At 70.9% G+C, this 15629-nt stretch carries 15 protein-coding genes; 4 read left to right on the top strand and 11 right to left on the bottom strand.

All coding sequences use genetic code 11. From position 1 onward, the window contains the following. Positions 1-98: 98 nt before the first annotated feature. Positions 99-479, bottom strand: a complete 381-nt coding sequence (locus R1Z03_RS03685) for an EF-hand domain-containing protein (RefSeq protein WP_317356977.1) — start codon at positions 477-479, stop codon at positions 99-101. A gap of 167 nt (positions 480-646) precedes the next feature. Between R1Z03_RS03685 and R1Z03_RS03690 the strand changes: the two genes are divergently transcribed. After that, on the top strand, positions 647-1219 hold the full coding sequence (locus R1Z03_RS03690) for a cob(I)yrinic acid a,c-diamide adenosyltransferase (RefSeq protein ID WP_317356979.1): 573 nt from the start codon (positions 647-649) through the stop codon (positions 1217-1219). Positions 1220-1258: 39 nt separating this feature from the next. Here R1Z03_RS03690 and R1Z03_RS03695 read toward each other — a convergent pair whose 3' ends face one another. Continuing rightward, positions 1259-1681, bottom strand: a complete 423-nt coding sequence (locus tag R1Z03_RS03695; protein WP_317356981.1) for a hotdog fold thioesterase — start codon at positions 1679-1681, stop codon at positions 1259-1261. A gap of 95 nt (positions 1682-1776) precedes the next feature. Next, positions 1777-3294: an acetyl-CoA hydrolase/transferase family protein gene (locus R1Z03_RS03700; protein WP_284430439.1), complete on the bottom strand. Its 1518-nt coding sequence runs from the start codon at positions 3292-3294 to the stop codon at positions 1777-1779. Between the two features lie 166 nt (positions 3295-3460). Between R1Z03_RS03700 and R1Z03_RS03705 the strand changes: the two genes are divergently transcribed. Then, complete coding sequence (locus tag R1Z03_RS03705; protein WP_317356984.1) at positions 3461-4189, top strand: zf-TFIIB domain-containing protein; 729 nt, start codon at positions 3461-3463, stop codon at positions 4187-4189. Positions 4190-4226: 37 nt separating this feature from the next. Here R1Z03_RS03705 and R1Z03_RS03710 read toward each other — a convergent pair whose 3' ends face one another. After that, positions 4227-5513 (bottom strand): solute carrier family 23 protein, encoded by a 1287-nt coding sequence (locus R1Z03_RS03710; RefSeq protein ID WP_317356986.1) that lies wholly within the window; start codon positions 5511-5513, stop codon positions 4227-4229. A 272-nt stretch (positions 5514-5785) separates the two neighbouring features. On the opposite strand from R1Z03_RS03710, the gene R1Z03_RS03715 reads away from it, so the two are divergent. Both R1Z03_RS03715 and R1Z03_RS03720 read left to right on the top strand, forming a co-directional pair. Then, a complete protein-coding gene (locus R1Z03_RS03715; RefSeq protein ID WP_317356988.1) occupies positions 5786-7081 on the top strand; it encodes a hypothetical protein in 1296 nt (431 codons plus the stop codon). A gap of 213 nt (positions 7082-7294) precedes the next feature. Then, positions 7295-9895 carry an ATP-binding protein gene (locus R1Z03_RS03720; RefSeq protein WP_317356990.1) on the top strand — a complete coding sequence of 867 codons (2601 nt, stop codon included), beginning with the start codon at positions 7295-7297 and terminating at the stop codon, positions 9893-9895. A gap of 27 nt (positions 9896-9922) precedes the next feature. Here the strand turns inward: R1Z03_RS03720 and R1Z03_RS03725 are convergent, their stop codons facing one another. The 7 genes from R1Z03_RS03725 to R1Z03_RS03755 all read right to left on the bottom strand — a co-directional run bounded on the left by R1Z03_RS03725 (position 9923) and on the right by R1Z03_RS03755 (position 15620). Next, positions 9923-10768, bottom strand: coding sequence for a hypothetical protein (locus R1Z03_RS03725; protein WP_284397084.1), 846 nt, complete (start codon positions 10766-10768; stop codon positions 9923-9925). Positions 10769-10954: 186 nt separating this feature from the next. Further along, positions 10955-11551, bottom strand: coding sequence for a hypothetical protein (locus R1Z03_RS03730; protein ID WP_317356992.1), 597 nt, complete (start codon positions 11549-11551; stop codon positions 10955-10957). 72 nt (positions 11552-11623) lie between these two features. Continuing rightward, the gene (locus R1Z03_RS03735) at positions 11624-13537 is read right to left on the bottom strand and encodes a radical SAM protein (RefSeq protein ID WP_317356994.1); all 1914 of its coding nucleotides are present in this window, start codon (positions 13535-13537) and stop codon (positions 11624-11626) included. A gap of 86 nt (positions 13538-13623) precedes the next feature. Further along, positions 13624-14190 carry a GNAT family N-acetyltransferase gene (locus R1Z03_RS03740; protein WP_317356996.1) on the bottom strand — a complete coding sequence of 189 codons (567 nt, stop codon included), beginning with the start codon at positions 14188-14190 and terminating at the stop codon, positions 13624-13626. Next, complete coding sequence (locus R1Z03_RS03745; protein WP_272566177.1) at positions 14187-14465, bottom strand: DUF2164 domain-containing protein; 279 nt, start codon at positions 14463-14465, stop codon at positions 14187-14189. The genes R1Z03_RS03740 and R1Z03_RS03745 overlap by 4 nt, the downstream gene beginning before the upstream one ends. Before the next feature lie 103 nt (positions 14466-14568). Further along, on the bottom strand, positions 14569-14982 hold the full coding sequence (locus tag R1Z03_RS03750; protein WP_284425200.1) for an ACT domain-containing protein: 414 nt from the start codon (positions 14980-14982) through the stop codon (positions 14569-14571). Next, entirely contained in the window at positions 14979-15620 is a 642-nt protein-coding gene (locus R1Z03_RS03755) for a LysE/ArgO family amino acid transporter (RefSeq protein WP_272566175.1), read from the bottom strand. Before R1Z03_RS03755 ends, R1Z03_RS03750 begins: the two co-directional genes overlap by 4 nt. Positions 15621-15629: the final 9 nt, after the last annotated feature.

Raw genomic sequence — 15629 nt, forward strand, 5'->3', positions numbered from 1 at the left:
CGTCCGTGCCCGCGCACGCATCAAGGCCCGCATGCCTCCTCAGCATGCGGGCCCGTCGGGGTGGAGTGGAGTTCGTGTGGTAGTTGCTCCGGGCGGCGTCAGGAGTGAGCGCCGGCCTCGAATTCCGAGCGCGACAGGGCACCGTTATGGTCCTTGTCGAGCTCCTTGAAACGGTTGCCGATGGCGGGCAGGCGTGCGGCCTCTGCCAGGGTCAGTTGTCCGTTCTTGTCGCTGTCAACGCGATCGAATGCGCTGGAAGTTTGTGCGGCCGGCTGCGAGCCGCCGAAGGTGGCGCCCTTGGCGCCGGGATGCAGGCCCATGGAGGTGCCCGACGCGGTCTGGGGAGGTTGGTTGGACGGGGAGGTGAGGGTCGGGGAAGGTGTTTGTGCATGCACTGCGGCACCTCCCAGGGTGATCGCCGCGAACAGCATCACGCTGCGGCTGTCGAAAGGAAGGGTGCGTCGTTGCTGAGCTGCCATGGGTTCACGCTCCGTGAAAGTTGAACAGGATTGCATTGCACCGCAACCTGCGGTGCCCGGCCAGTGATTTTGCCCGCTGTTGCCCTGATACACATTTGCCTGCCGGTTGTAACGCACAATGCCCGCGGCCGCCTCCAGCGCGGCTTGCAACGCACAAGGAGCAGCCCATGGGCAACCGACTGACACAGATCGCCACGCGCACCGGAGACGACGGCACCACGGGCCTGGGCGACAACACCCGCGTCTCCAAGGACAGCCCGCGCCCGCATGCCATGGGCGATGTGGACGAACTCAATTCGCACATCGGCCTGCTGCTGTGCGAGCCGTTGCCGGCCGAGGTGCGCACGCTGCTGTCGGACGTGCAGCACCAGCTGTTCAATCTGGGCGGCGAGCTGTCCATCCCCGGCTTCGAGTTGCTCAAGGACGAGGCGCTCGCGCAGCTCGACGAGGCTCTGGCCACCCACAATGCGGCGCTGCCGCGGCTGGCCGAATTCATCCTCCCCGCCGGCACGCGCGCCGCGGCGCAGGCCCATGTGTGCCGCACCGTCGCCCGCCGCGCCGAGCGCGCGGTGGTGGCGCTTGGCGCGGCCGAGCCGGTGCGCGATGCGCCGCGGCGCTACCTCAACCGGCTGTCGGACCTGATGTTCGTGCTGGCGCGCGTGCTCAACCGCCTGGATGGCGGCGACGATGTGTACTGGAAGAGCGAGCGCATGGCGCGTGCGGAGCCCGGCGCGGCCTGACTGGCACCGCCGCCGGCCTGAAATCCGCCGCCACGGCGGTCAGCGCGGCGCCAGCATGGCGATCGTCAGGCGCGACACGCAGGTCAGCTCGCCTTCGTCGTTGACCATGTCGATCTGCCATACCTGCGTGGTGCGGCCGATGTGCACGGGCCTGGCGGTGGCGGTCACCCAGCCGCTGCGGGCCGAGCGCAGGTGGTTGGCGTTGATGTCCAGGCCCACGGCATGCCAGCCCTCGGGCGAGGCGTACACCGCGCCCACGGAGCCGAGTGTTTCGGCCAGCACCACGCTCACGCCCCCGTGCAGCAGCCCGAAGGGCTGCTTGGTGCGCGCATCGACGGGCACGCGGGCGCGCAGGAAATCTTCGCCGATCTCGGTGAACTCGATGCCGAGGTGGGACACGGCGGTGCCTTCGTTACCGGCTTGCACGGTGGGCAGGTCGATGGGGCGCTTCCAGATGGGCATGGGGACTCCTTGCGTTGGTGGGTGGGGCCCGCCCGCCGCGGGCGGCCGGGAAAGTGGCCCGGATTATCCGGCGCCCTTGCCGCGGCAGGAGTCGCTCAGGCGCGCATGGTCCCCGTGCGCACGTAGCGCTCGTGCCAGGACAGCGCCTCGCCCAGCAGGTGGGGCGTGTGGCGGCCGCAGCCGCTGGCCTCGGCGCGGGCCACGTAGTCGCGCAGCGCGGGGCGGAAGTCCGGGTGCGCGCAGCGCTCGATCACCACGCGCGAACGCTGCGAGGGCGAGAGCCCGCGCAGGTCGGCCAGGCCCTGCTCGGTCACGATCACCTGCACGTCGTGCTCGGTATGGTCCACGTGCGAGGCCATGGGCACGATGCACGAGATGGCGCCGCCCTTGGCCAGCGACGGCGTGAGGAACATCGACAGGTAGGCGTTGCGCGCATAGTCGCCCGAGCCGCCGATGCCGTTCATGATGGACGAGCCCATCACGTGCGTGGAGTTCACGTTGCCGTAGATATCGGCCTCGATCATGCCGTTCATCGAGATCAGGCCCAGGCGGCGGATCAGCTCGGGGTGGTTGCTGATCTCCTGGGGGCGCAGAACGATGCGCTCGCGGTAGAAGTCGATGTGGCGGTTGAATTCCTCGGTGGCCGCCGGGCTGAGCGACAGCGCCGTGGCCGAGGCGCTGTCGAGCTTGCCCGAGCGCAGCATGTCCAGCATGCCGTCCTGCAGCACCTCGGTGTAGGCCGTCATGTGGTCGAACGGCCCGGCGTTCAGGCCGGCCAGCACGGCATTGGCGATGTTGCCCACGCCGGACTGCAGCGGCAGCAGGCCGGGCGGCAGGCGGCCCCGCGCCACCTCGTGCTGCAGGAACTCGATGATGTGGCCGGCGATGCGCTGGGAGGTGTCGTCCGGCGCGGCATAGGCCGAGTTGCGGTCCGGTGCGTGCGTGGCCACCACGGCGACCACCTTGGCCGGGTCGCAGCGCAGGTAGGGCTCGCCGATGCGGTCGGCCGGGCGCACCAGCGGGATCGGCACGCGGTTGGGCGGCAGGTCGGTGCCGTAGTAGATGTCGTGCATGCCCTCCAGGCCCTCGGGCTGCCAGCTGTTGACCTCCAGGATGATGCGGTCCGCCTGGTCCAGCCAGGTCTTGTTGTTGCCCACCGACGACGAGGGGATCAGCCGGCCGTCGGGCAGCACGCCGGCCACCTCGATCACCGCCACGTCCAGCTTGCCCCACAAGCCGAACCACACGTAGGGCGCCACGTGCGACAGGTGGGCGTCCACGTACTGCATCTGGCCGGCATTGATCTGCTGGCGGCAGGTGGGGTCGGACTGGTAGGGCATGCGCATGCTGATGCCCCCCACCTTGGCCAGCGCGCCGTCCAGCTCCGGCGCGGTGGAGGCCCCCGTCCACAGCCCGATGCGAAAGGCCTCGCCGGCCGCGTGCAGCCCTTCGATGCGGCGGGCCAGCGCCGCCGGCACGGCCTTGGGATAGCCCGCGCCGGTGAAGCCGCTCATGCCCACGCGCGCGCCGTCGGGAATCAGCTCGGCGGCCTGTTCGGCCGACAGGGTGCGTTCGCGCAGCAGGGGGTTGAGAACGCGGCTGGGTGGGGTCATGGAAGGGGCTTTCTGCGCAAGGAGGGGCGGCCACAAGGGGCCGCAAAGGCTGCGCGAAATCTTAGCAGCCGCCGGTGTCATGCCTCAGGGTTTACCCGAGCGCCAAAGCGGTCCCGGTCACTTTGGAATGCACCCGCGGCGACCGGCGGTACGATCGATGCCACCCATGTCCACGACGTCCCTTTGCCCCTCCTGCCGGCAGCCCGCCGAGTCCCATCGCTTCCGCTCGCACGGCAGCGAGACCATCGAGCTGGACCTGTGTTTTGCCTGCCAGGGCCTGTGGTTCGACCCGCGGGAGAACACGCGCCTGGCCCCGGTCGGGGTGGTGGCGCTGTTCGAGCTGTTGCACCAGCACCGCGGGGATGCGCGCCACCCGGTGGCCCAGCGGCTGCAATGCCCGCACTGCCCGCGCGCGCTGGAGCCCGGCTTCGACGTGGTCAAGGGCGGGCGGTACAAGACCTTCCGCTGCCCCGCGGGGCACGGCCGGTTCAGCACCTTCGGCTCGCTCATGGTGGAAAAGGGGTTCGTGCGGCACCTGTCGGTGGCGGAGATCGACGCGCTGGCCGAGCGCGTAGGCACCATCCAGTGCACCAGTTGCGGCGGCACGGTGGACATCCGCAACGACCACGCCTGCCCCTATTGCCGCTCAGCCCTGTCGCTGCTGGACCCGCAGGCCGTGGACCGGGCATTGGACCGCCACGCCAGCGCGGCGCGGGCCGCACCGGCTGCCGCCGCGCCCGGGCCCTCCGACGTGGCCGATGCGCTGGTGGCCCTGGAGCGCGTGCGTTCGCGCGAGCGGCGCGAGATGGAGCGGGAACGGCTGACCGGCGCGGGCGAAGGCTTCGATCTGCTGGCCGCGGGGCTGGAACTGGTCTGGACGCTGGTGCGGCGCTGAGGCCGCACCGGCGGCCCGGCGCCCGCTGCGGCAGGGGTCAGCGCCGGCGGTTCAGCAGCGCGTAGAGGCCGATGGCGCCGAAGGTGGCGGTGCCGATGCCGCCCAGCGCGAAGTCGCCGAATTTCAGCGTGAAGTCCCCCGTGCCGATGATGAGCGTGATGGCCGCCACGATGAGGTTCTTGTTGTCCGAGAAGTCCACCCGGTTGTCCACCCAGATCTTGGCGCCGGCCACGGCGATGAGGCCGAACACGACGATGGAGACGCCGCCCATCACCGGCAGCGGAATCGCCTGGATCAGCGCGCCGAACTTCGGGCTGAAGCCCAGCAGCAGCGCGATCAGCCCCGCCACCAGGAACACGGCGGTGGAGTAGATCTTGGTGGCGGCCATCACGCCGATGTTCTCGGCATAGGTGGTCACGCCCGTGCCGCCCGCGCTGCCGCTCACCATGGTGGCGATGCCGTCGCCGATGAAGGCGCGGCCCATGTAGCGGTCCAGGTTCTGGCCCGTCATGGCCGTCACGGCCTTGATGTGGCCCAGGTTCTCGGCCACCAGGATGACGGCCACGGGCGCGATCAGCAGCATGGCCGGGCCGCTGAACACCGGCGCCGTGAAGTGCGGCAGGCCCAGCCAGGGCGCGGAGGCCAGGGCCGACAGGTCGATCGGCTTGCCCCATCCCAGCAGGTTGGTGAACACCGCGTACACCCCGCTGGCGGCGATCAGCCCCAGCAGGATCAGCAGGCGCTGCGCCATGCCCCGCGTGAGCACGGCCACCAGGCCCACGCACACGAAGGTGACCGCCTGCATCCAGCTCTCGAAGTTGTTGGCCGCCATGTTCTTGATGGGAATGCCGGCCAGGTTCAGCCCGATCACCGCCACCACCGCACCGGTCACCACGGGGGGCATGAAACGCTCGATCCAGCCGGTGCCGACGGCCTGCACCAGCGCGCCGATCAGGGTGTAGACCAGGCCGCACGCGACGATGCCGCCCAGCGCCACGGCCATGTTGGCGTTGGGGCCCTGGCCGGCGTAGCCCGATGCGGCCACGACCACGCCGATGAAGGCGAAGCTGGAGCCCAGGTAGCTCGGCACCCGCCCGCCGGTGATGAGAAAGAAGATCAGCGTGCCCAGCCCGCTCATCAGGATGGCCACGTTGGGATCGAACCCCATCAGGATGGGCGCGAGCACCGTGGCGCCGAACATCGCGATCACGTGCTGCACGCCCATCACGGCCGTCTGCCCCCAGGGCAGGCGTTCGTCGGGGGCGACGACGGCGCCCTGGGCGGCGGTGGTCACCCGCCAGCGGGGAAAGTAGGGGGAAGTCACGGGAAGGTCTCCTGAAAGGGTATGGGCACCGCGGCGTGCGGGTGCCATCTGGATGGGGGAACGGCCGGTGGCGCGTGGGCGAGTTTAGGGTCAATGCCCGCCGTCCTGCCGAGGACCGGGTACCGCGTTTCGGCCCCTGGGCCCACAGCCACGTAGGACAGAGCCGACCTGCCGCAGCCGGCCCCTGCGATAACGTAGCCCTTCGGTACCGCAGCACCGTCCCGCCCCCCCCGCCTGGGCTCTTCATACCCTCTCGAACCTTTCTGACGCACATGCCGCGCCACCGCTTCCGCTGGATTGCCCTGGGCGCCACTGCCGTGGCGATGGCGTGCGCGGGCGCCCTGGCGATCTGGTGGCCGTCCGAGGCCGAGCTGGCCCGCCGCGCGGGCGATGCCGCGACCGAGCGGCTGGGCGTGCCGGTCAAGGTCGGTCAGTTGCACTGGTCGCTGTTTCCTTCGCCGCGCGTGGAGCTGCGCGACGTGCGCACCGAACAGGAGGCCCCCTTGAGCGCCGAGCGCCTGTCGGCCGGCGTGCGCTGGGGCGACCTGCTGCACCGGCGCCTGGCGCTGACCGACCTGCAGCTGGAGAACGCCACCATTCCCCAGGCCTCGCTCTCGGAGTTCCAGGTGCGGCCCACCGATGATGGCGCCGAATCCTCCCTGCCGTTCACCCTGGCCCCCGTCCCGGTGGAGCGGGCCGACTGGCAGGGCGTGCGCTGGATCGGCCGCAACGGCCGCACGCTCGTCTATGCCGGCAGCGCCGAATTCGACACCGCATGGCGGCCCCGCCAGGCCTGGCTGGAGCGCACCGGCGCACCCGTGCCCACGCGCATGGCCCTCGCACGCGAGGGCACTGAGGACCGCTGGCGGGCCGACGTGTCCGCCGGCGGGCGCACCGAGCAGGGCACCCTGCGCCTGCAGGAGATCAACGGCCGCTACCGCGTCACGGGCGCCATCGACTTCACCGGCGTCGATGTGGAGGGCGTCATGGCCGCCTTCGAGCGCCGCGCCGTGGTGGCCGGCAAGGCCAGCGGCCACACCGACCTGATCGCCGAAGGCGCCGACCCGGCCGAGGCGGTGCAGGCCCTGCACACCCGCACCCGTTTCACCGTGGCTCGCGCCCGCCTGCTCACCTTCGACCTGGAGCGGGCCGTGAAGACCGTGGGCACCCAGCGCGGCGGCACCACGCAGCTCGACAGCCTGGAAGGCGTGGTGCGCACCGAGGCGGACCGCGGCGGCACCATCGTGCGCTACAGCGACCTCAAGGCGACCTCCGGCGTGCTCACGGCCACGGGCGACGCGGTGCTGCAGAACCGGCGGGTGAGCGGCCACGTGGCCGTGGACCTGGTGGATGGCGTGGTGGGCATTCCACTCGAATTCGGCGGCACCATGGACGACACCACGCTGACCCTTCCGCCGGCCGCGCTGGCCGGGGCGGCCGTGGGCACGGCCGTGGCGCCGGGCGTCGGCACGGCCATCGGCGCCCGCATCGGTGAAACCCTGCGCCGCATCTTCGGTGGCGACGAACCGGAGGTGCCGCCCCCCAAACGCCCGGCTGCGCGCCACTGAGCGCGCCCGGAACCCCGCCACCAGGGCTGGATCTTCTTTTTTCGGTGCGGCATGGATAACCCCATTGAAAATGCCGGTCACCGCAATAAATACTAGGGCATATCGCTATGAATTCAGGAGCAAAACAGCAAGAAGGAGCTTTCGTATGACGGGTCGCAATCCGGCCCCGCCGGGTGTTGGGCGGGTCGCTTTCGATCGCTAGGAAACCGTGCCATGTCCAGCGGCATCCCCACCCATCCCCCTTCGTTCCTCGCCTCCGGCGGCGAGATGGCGCAACGCATCGCCCGCCATGACTGGGCCGCCACGCCCCTCGGCCCCCTGGCCGCCTGGCCGGTCCACATGCAATGGGCCATCTCCACCATGCTGCACGCCGCCGTGCCCATGGCCACGCTGTGGGGCGAGTCCGGCGTGCTGCTCTACAACGACGCCTATGCGGCCTTCTCGGGCCAGCGCCATCCGCAGCTCCTGGGCTGCAACATCGGCGATGCCTGGCCCGAGGCGGAGCAGTTCAACCGCCACGTCGTGAAGACCGTCCTGGCCGGCGGTACCCTGAGCTACCGCGACCAGCCCTTCGTACTGAACCTCAACGGGCGTGCCGAGCCGGTGTGGATCAACCTCGACTACTCGCCGTTGCTCGACGGGAGCGGACGCCCCGCGGGCGTGCTCGCGCTGGTGGTGGACACCACCGCCAAGGTCCAGGCCGAGCGCCAGCTCAAGGGCGAGCGCGAACGCTTCGCCCATCTGTTCGAGCAGTCGCCCAGCTTCATGGCCATGCTGGAGGGCCCCGAGCACCGCATCGTGCTGGCCAACCCCGGTTACCTGCGGCTCGTGGGTGATCGGCCGCTGCTGGGCCTGACCGTGGCGCAGGCGCTTCCGGATGCGACCACGCAGGGCTACGTCGAGCTGCTGGACCGGGTCTATGGCAGCGGAGAAGCCCTGACGGCGCATGCCGCCCGCTACGTCCGCCAGGCCGAGCAGGGCGGGCCGGTGCACGAGCTGTACGTGGACTTCGTCTTCCAGCCGATCCGCGATGCCGCGGGCGCGGTGACCGGCATTTTCGTGGAGGGCGTGGACATCACCGAGCGCATGGCGGCCGAGGCGCGGCGCGAGGCGCTGGCACGGTTTTCCGACCAGCTGCGGTCGCTGGACAGCGTGGACGCCGTCTGCCTGGCCGCGGCCGAAACCCTGGGCCGCACCCTGAAGGTCAGCCGCGCGGGCTATGGCGCGGTGGATGCCGCCGCGCAGGCCGTGCACGTGCACCACGACTGGATGGCGCCCGGCTGCGATCCGCTCGCGCCGGTGCTGCACCTGCCCGATTTCGGCGGCTTCCTGGACGACCTGGCGCGCGACGAATCCGTGTGCGTGGCCGACGTGCGCGGCGACGCCCGCACCCGCGATCGGGCCCCGGCGCTGGAGGGCCTGTGCGCCCGCGCCTTCATGAACATGCCGGTGGTGGAGCACGGCCAGCTGGTGGCCATGCTGTTCGCCCACCACGAGCACGTGCGCGAGTGGACGGGCGAGGAGATCGCCTTCATGCGCGAGGTGGCCGCCCGCACGCGCACCGCCGCCGAGCGCGCACGCACCGAGGCCCAGCTGCGCGAGGTCAACGAGTCGCTGGAGCAGGCGGTGGCGCAGCGCACGCACGAGCTGATAGAGGTCGAGGCCAAGTACCGCCAGGCGCAGAAGATGGAGGCCATCGGCCAGCTGACCGGCGGCATCGCGCACGACTTCAACAACCTGCTGGGCGCCATGAGCGCCAGCCTGCAGGTGCTGGAAAAGCGCATCGCGCTGCAGAAGTTCGACAACGCCGAGCGCTACATCGGCATGGCACAGGCCTCGGTGCGCCGCGCCGCGTCCCTCACCCAGCGCCTGCTGGCCTTCTCGCGCCGCCAGACGCTGGATCCCAAGCCGGTGGACGTCAACCGGCTCATCGGCAGCATCGAGGAGATGGTGCGCCGCACGGTGGGCCCGGGCGTGGAGGTGGAGGTCGTCGGCGCGGGGGGGCTGTGGCTCACCCGGGTCGATCCGTCGCAGCTGGAGAACGCGGTGCTCAACCTGTGCATCAACGCGCGCGACGCCATGTCGCCCCACGGCGGGCGGCTGACCATCGAGACCGCCAACAAGTGGCTGGACGACCGCGCCGCCACCGAACGCGAGCTGGCGCCGGGCCAGTACATCTCGGTGTGCGTGACCGATACCGGCGCGGGCATGGCGCCCGATGTGGCCGCGCGCGCGTTCGACCCCTTCTTCACCACCAAGCCCATGGGGCAGGGCACGGGCCTGGGCCTGTCGATGGTGTACGGCTTCGTGCGCCAGTCGGGCGGGCAGGTGCGCATCTATTCGGTGCCCGGCGAGGGCACCACCATGTGCCTGTACCTGCCGCGCTACCTGGGCGACGCCGATGCCGAGGTGCCCGAGTTGCCGGCCATCGACGGCCACCGCGGCGAGGGCGAGGTGGTGCTGGTCATCGAGGACGAGTCCATCATCCGCGGGCTCATTGCCGAAGAGCTGGAAAACCTGGGCTACCGGGTCGTCTCGGTGGGCGACGGACCGGCCGGCCTGCACGTGTTGCAGTCCGGGCGCCGCGTGGACCTGCTGCTCACCGACGTGGGGCTGCCCGGCGGCCTGAACGGCCGCCAGGTGGCCGATGCCGCCCGGGTGACGCGCCCCGGCCTCAAGGTGCTGTTCATCACCGGCTACGCCGAGAATGCGGCCGTGGGCAACGGCCTGCTGGAATACGGCATGGAGGTGATCACCAAGCCCTTCGACGTGGGCGCGCTGGCCGCCAAGGTGCGGGAGATGATCGAGCGCTGAAGGGCCCGCGCCCCGCGCGCCCTTGTTTCAGGGGCGGACCCGCTGGGTGGCGTGCGTGAAGAACGTGTTGCCGCCCGAGGTCTTGAACTCGCTGAACTCGCGCGACGGCGCCCCCGAGCCGGCGGTGCGCCAGCCGAAGAGCCCGGTCGGGCTGGGGTCGGGCGCAAGGCCCTCCGTCGCCACCTCGAGCGCTGCGTTGTAGAAGGCCGTGTACTGGGTGTTCCAGCGCAGGTTGGTGGCGTCGTTGACGAGTGCCAGCACCCCGTTGATCACCTTTTCCTGGCCCCCGCCCAGCCGGGGATACTGGTCGAATCCCTTGAACTGCACGCCATGGGCGCTGGCGCGCACGATGTCCGTCAGGCTGCGCGCATTGGGAGCGCCGAAGTCCTGCGGCTTGCCCGAAGCGAGCCGGTTGTGGAGCACGCGCCGCATCATGCGCATGCCCTGCTTGGCGTCCTCGATGTCCTTCACGCCGGTGTCGCGCCACGTCTGTGGCGCCGGGGCCTCGGCCAGGAACAGGCGCATCAGCATGCCGGCCTCGGAGGCGGCATCGGGCAGCGACACCGGCTTTCGGATCGTGATGCTGACCAGCGGCGGGGTGATCGTCAGCAGCGGCGCGCCCGCGCCCTGCTGCACCTGGATGGCCAGCTTGGCATTGCCCTCGCGCAGGGCCGTGACCACGAAGGCCCACGAGTCGGCGCGGCTGTTGTGGGTGCTGCTCACCTCCAGCAGGTTGGGGATGTCGCTCACGGCGACGAGCTTCTGGCGCTTGTCGATGGCCTCGAGCTTGACGCGCAGCTTGTTGCCCACCACCAGGGTCAATACGCTGGGCACCGGGTCGTTGTAGGCGAACTTCAGGAGGGCATTGGGCATGGCAAAGGGCTCGGATCGGAAGAGAGAGAAATAAAGGAAAAAAGGGGCTGCGGCAGGCCCGCAGGCAGGTGCCTCGGGCCTCCACACGGAATGCGCCGCGAGTGGCAAGAGGGACGAGAAAAGGGAAGAGGGAACGGGGCAGGGCCGAGACGCCTGGAAGGCGCCCAGGGCGGCCTCAGTGCGGCGTCATGGCGGCGGCGGGCGGAACGCCGGCACGCGCACCGCGGTGCCGATGCGCCGGCACTGGCCCTGGATGCGCTCCACCCAGGGGCGGCTCACGAGGAAGGTGCTGGAACCCACGGCCTCGTCGGTGGGCACCACGTCGGTCCGCAGGTTCACCGATTTGCCATTCGCCAGTGCCGCGCCGCGCTCGGCCGGGTCGTCGTCCTGTGCGGGGTTCGGGGCCCCTGGCGGCACCCGCAGCCGGTAGATGTGTGATCCGGTGGTCCAGACCATCCACACCAGCGCAAAGCCTTCCGGATCGGCCTTGGACGGCGGAAACGCCTGCTGCACGAAGCAAAACGACTGGGGCCGCCGCGTCTGCCGCAGCTCCGTCAGGAACGCGCGGAGCATGGCCGGGCTGGCGATGTGTTCGGTGGCTGGCGTCGAGAAGGCCGGGTCGGCCGCCACGGGCTGCGGTTGCGGCGCGGTGCCCTGGCGGCCCGCGTCGGCCCAGGCGCCGGGCGCCAGGGTCGCCAGCAGGGCCGCAAGGCCCCAGGCGTGCAGCCTCGGGCGCGCCGTGGGGCACAGGGACAAGACAGGGCGCAGCCGGGGTAAGTGCATGGGGCGGTGGGAGGGGAAGCCGGGACCGGCGTAGTGTACGCAGGCGCCCCCAGCCGCTGCGGCGATCGAGCTTCAGTGCGCGCGGCTGGCGAGCGCCCGCTCGATGCGGTGCCGCGCCACGGTGGTCTTGGGCACCTTGAACGGGAACCAGGCGCGCACGTCCTCGTCCAGCCCGATGCCGTGCATGTAGTTGTAGATCGCCTTCTTCAGCGCGCCGCCCAGCGCGTCATGGTCCACGCCCGTGGGGTCGATGAAGGCCACGTCGTTCTTGGCGAAGCCGCCCGGCGGCAGCGGCGCGAGCGTGACGCCGTACTCCCCGGGGTTCTTACCCACGGGCGAGTGCACGGTGCAGGCGAAGCGGTGGAAGAACCCGCTCTGGATGCAGCCGTTGGCGAACAGCTGTCGCACGTATTCGAGCGCATCCACGGTGTCCTGCACTGTCTGGGTCGGAAAACCGTACATCAGGTAAGCGTGCACGAGGATGCCGGCATCGGTGAAGGCCCGCGTCACGCGCGCCACCTGGTCCACCGACACGCCCTTCTTCATGAGCTGCAGCAGCCGGTCCGAGGCCACCTCCAGCCCGCCCGAGATCGCGATGCAGCCGGAGTCGGCCATCAGCTCGGCCAGCTCGGGCGTGAAGGTCTTCTCGAACCGCACGTTGCCCCACCACGAGATGCCGGCGTTGCGTTCGATCAGCTCGGTGGCCAGCGCCTTGAGGGCCTTCGGCGGAGCGGCCTCGTCCACGAAGTGAAAGCCGGTCTGCCCGGTCTCGCGCACGATCTGCTCGATGCGGTCGGCCAGCACGGCGGCGCTCGCGCCCTCGTAGCGGCTGATGTAGTCCAGGCTCACGTCGCAGAAGCTGCACTTCTTCCAGTAGCAGCCGTGGGCCACGGTGAGCTTGTTCCAGCGCCCGTCGCTCCACAGCCGGTGCATGGGGTTGAGCATGTCCAGCAGCGAGAGGTAGCGGTCCAGCGGCAGGCCGTCCCAGGTGGGCGTGCCCACCTCGGCGAAGGCGATGTCGGCCTCCATCATGTTCACGTACTGCACGGCGCCGTCGTCGCCCCGCACGAAGGTGCGCACCAGGCGCTGGCGGCCGCGCTGGCCCTGCACGTGCTCCAGCAGCGCGAGCAGCGGGCGCTCGCCCGCGTCCAGCGTGACGTAGTCGAAATGGTCGAACACGCGGGGCTCGGCCAGTTCGCGCAGTTCGGTGTTCACGAAGCCGCCGCCCAGCACCGTGGCGATGTGCGGGTAGCGCGCCTTGATGGCCTGCGCGATGCGAAAGGCCGCGTACACCGAGCCGGGAAAGGGCACGGACAGCAGCACCACGTCGGGCGTGTGGCGCGCGATGGCCTCGTGCGTGAGCGCCTCGAGCATCTCGTCCACCAGCGTGGGCGGCGCGGCCAGCGCGTCGGCCAGCGGATCGAAGGTGGGCTGGCTGCCGGCCAGCGACTCGGCATAGCGCACGAACTCGAAGCGCTCGTCCACCGCATCGCGCAATACGTCGGCCAGGTCGTTCAGGTACAGCGTGGCGATGTGCTTGGCCTTGTCGTGCAGGCCCAGGGCGCCGAAGGCCCAGCCCAGCGGATCGCCGCCCTCGTCGTCCACATAGACGTCGAGCGAGGCGAAGCGCGGGCCCTCGGGCAGGTAGTGGCGCCCGGCGATGCGGTGCGCGAGCGTCGAGTCGCGCCCCTGCAGGAATGCGATGGCCGGCGCGACCGTGGCGAGGTAGCGGTCCTGCTGCGCGGCGAAGGACTGGACCGCCGGGCTGCGCCGCGCCTCGGGCAGGGCCTGCACCCGCGCGGCCACGGCCTGCAGGCCCTCGGGCGAGAGCAGGCGCAGCACCAGGGCCAGCGCCAGGTCTTCCTGGAACGCGGTGACGCCGCGCGAGCGCAGAAAGCCCGTCAGGTAGGCGCTGGAGGGGTAGGGCGTGTTCAGCTGCGTCATCGGCGGGATGACGGCCAGCACGCGGGGGGTCGAGGCGGACATGGGTGTGGGGCAGGGCGGCCGCGCAAAAAAGGCGGGGGCAGCAAAGCGCGGCGGAAGGCGGGCGAGGGCCGATTATCCCGCCGGGCTCAGGCCGGCGCGCCGCGTGGGGGCTTCGGCCGCCCGGACACGGGCAGTGCGCCCGCCTGCCAGGCGAAGCGGAACGTGGGCACCCGCGTGCCGCCGGGCGCATCCCACTGGTCGGCATGCACGTTCGCGGCCCCGTGGGCGGCATAGAAGCGCTGCGCCTGCAGGTTGCTCTGCAGCACCCAGAGGTACAGCCCCGCCTCGGCGCAGGCGGCGGCGCAGTGGTCCGCCACGGCGGCGAGCAGCTGCGCGCCGATGCCCGACCCGTGCGCCTGCGCACTCACGTGGATGTTGTCCAGCAGGCTGCCCCACACCGGGTCTTCTCCCGGATAGGCGCAGACGAATCCGAGCAGGCGGTCGCCTTCAGCGGCCACGATCACGTGCTGCCCAGCGGGCGGATGCGGTGATTGAAGCCGCTGCGTCCAGAGGGCCAGCCGGTCGGCTTCCACGTCGGTGGCGAGGTAGTGCTCGGACAGGGCGCCCCGGTAGGCGAACCGCCAGCTGGCGGTGTGCAGGGCCGCGATGGCCGGGGCGTCGGCGGGTCGGGCGGGGCGCAGGTGCGCGGTCATGGCCGGCCTTTCTTTGCCGCGCGGTCGAACTTCTGCCAGTAGCGGAATTCGTCTTCGTGCACCTCGATATCGACTTCGGCCACGCGCTGCTGCAGGCGCTCCTGCACGTCGGCCACGGCCTGGTTGTAGACGCTGGGTCCGATCTCCTCCAGAAAGAAGCCCAGCAGGCCGCTGGCGGCGATGTTGCCGATCTTCTCTTCCATGTTGTCGCGGAAATACCGCTCGATCGAGGCCACGGCCTGCTGGTGGACGTCCTTGGGCAATGCGATGGTCATGCGGGCTCCAGTGCGAAGGGGCCGGCTGCGGGAGGGCGGAAAGCCCCAAGCCGGCGACCCGGTCGATTCTGCCCGCCTTCGGTCCCCGCCCGCCCGTGCCCCTTCAGCCGGCCGCCGGCACCACCCGGTGGCCCGCGGCGGCCAGCAGCGCGCAGGCGCGTTCGCCGTCCGCCTGCGACACCAGCAGGTGGTCGCCGTCGAAGGTGGAGACCACGAAGATGCCGATGCCGTTCTCCGACAGCGGGCGGATCACCGACAGGACGATACCCGTCTCGCCGAAGCCGAACGGCCCCACGAAACGGAACGCCACCCAGCCCCGGTCGGCCTGCACGCCGTCCGGCACGCGCGCCTGCAGGCAGGTGATCGACAGTTCCTCGCCGCTGCGCGAGATCGAGACGAACCCCTCGCCATCGGCCCACGGCGGAATGGCCGCCTGCGGCGCGAGCCGGGCGACGGCGTAGAGGGAGGGCAGGGTGGCGAGCGTGATGCTGCGGGTGGAGAGGGGTGGAGCAGTCATGGGGTGGAATGCAGGGGGGTGAAGGCCAGGAACAGCGCGATCGAGAACATGACCGCCGCGATGCCCGCGTCCAGGCAGCGCCAGGCCACCGGCCGGGCGAACCATGGCGCCAGCCGCCGCGCGCCCAGCCCGAGCGTGAGGAACCACAGGGTGGAGGCCGTGGTGGCGCCCAGCGTGAAGCGCAACTGCTGGCCCGCCGGCTGCTGGCCGCCCAGCGCGCCCAGCAGCACCACGGTGTCCAGGTACATGTGCGGGTTGAGCAGCGACACGGCCAGCACCGCCGCGAGCGCCTGCCGCGCCGTGGGGCCCGCGCCCGGCGCGCCCAGGCCAGCGGCCAAGGCGCCATCGGGCCGCAACGCGCGGCGCAGCGCCCCCAGGCCGTACCAGGCCAGGAACGCCGCGCCGCCCCAGCGGGCGATCGCCAGCAGCCACGGCTGGCCCTGGATCAGCGCGCCCATGCCGGCCACGCCCGCGGCGATGGCGATCACGTCGATGGCGATGCAGGTCCCCACCGTGAGGGCCACATGCCGCCCGAGCAGGCCGACGCGCAGCACATGCGCGTTCTGCGCACCGATGGCGATGATCAGGCCGGCCCCGGCGCCGAAACCATGCAGAAAAGGGGTGATGGAAGACCACATCGTTGAATT

It is taken from the genome of Acidovorax sp. BLS4 (genome assembly GCF_032929295.1).
In the GTDB taxonomy this organism is placed as follows: Bacteria; Pseudomonadota; Gammaproteobacteria; order Burkholderiales; family Burkholderiaceae_C; genus Paracidovorax.

Bases quoted from the DNA above. Each gene is read 5' to 3' on its own strand.
- R1Z03_RS03720 (WP_317356990.1), top strand. From the start codon at position 7,295: ATGTCCAGCGGCATCCCCACCCATCCCCCTTCGTTCCTCGCCTCCGGC.
- R1Z03_RS03740 (WP_317356996.1), bottom strand. From the start codon at position 14,190: ATGACCGCGCACCTGCGCCCCGCCCGACCCGCCGACGCCCCGGCCATC.
- R1Z03_RS03735 (WP_317356994.1), bottom strand. From the start codon at position 13,537: ATGTCCGCCTCGACCCCCCGCGTGCTGGCCGTCATCCCGCCGATGACG.
- R1Z03_RS03730 (WP_317356992.1), bottom strand. From the start codon at position 11,551: ATGCACTTACCCCGGCTGCGCCCTGTCTTGTCCCTGTGCCCCACGGCG.
- R1Z03_RS03705 (WP_317356984.1), top strand. From the start codon at position 3,461: ATGTCCACGACGTCCCTTTGCCCCTCCTGCCGGCAGCCCGCCGAGTCC.
- R1Z03_RS03700 (WP_284430439.1), bottom strand. From the start codon at position 3,294: ATGACCCCACCCAGCCGCGTTCTCAACCCCCTGCTGCGCGAACGCACC.
- R1Z03_RS03695 (WP_317356981.1), bottom strand. From the start codon at position 1,681: ATGCCCATCTGGAAGCGCCCCATCGACCTGCCCACCGTGCAAGCCGGT.
- R1Z03_RS03690 (WP_317356979.1), top strand. From the start codon at position 647: ATGGGCAACCGACTGACACAGATCGCCACGCGCACCGGAGACGACGGC.
- R1Z03_RS03715 (WP_317356988.1), top strand. From the start codon at position 5,786: ATGCCGCGCCACCGCTTCCGCTGGATTGCCCTGGGCGCCACTGCCGTG.
- R1Z03_RS03725 (WP_284397084.1), bottom strand. From the start codon at position 10,768: ATGCCCAATGCCCTCCTGAAGTTCGCCTACAACGACCCGGTGCCCAGC.
- R1Z03_RS03745 (WP_272566177.1), bottom strand. From the start codon at position 14,465: ATGACCATCGCATTGCCCAAGGACGTCCACCAGCAGGCCGTGGCCTCG.
- R1Z03_RS03750 (WP_284425200.1), bottom strand. From the start codon at position 14,982: ATGACTGCTCCACCCCTCTCCACCCGCAGCATCACGCTCGCCACCCTG.
- R1Z03_RS03755 (WP_272566175.1), bottom strand. From the start codon at position 15,620: ATGTGGTCTTCCATCACCCCTTTTCTGCATGGTTTCGGCGCCGGGGCC.
- R1Z03_RS03685 (WP_317356977.1), bottom strand. From the start codon at position 479: ATGGCAGCTCAGCAACGACGCACCCTTCCTTTCGACAGCCGCAGCGTG.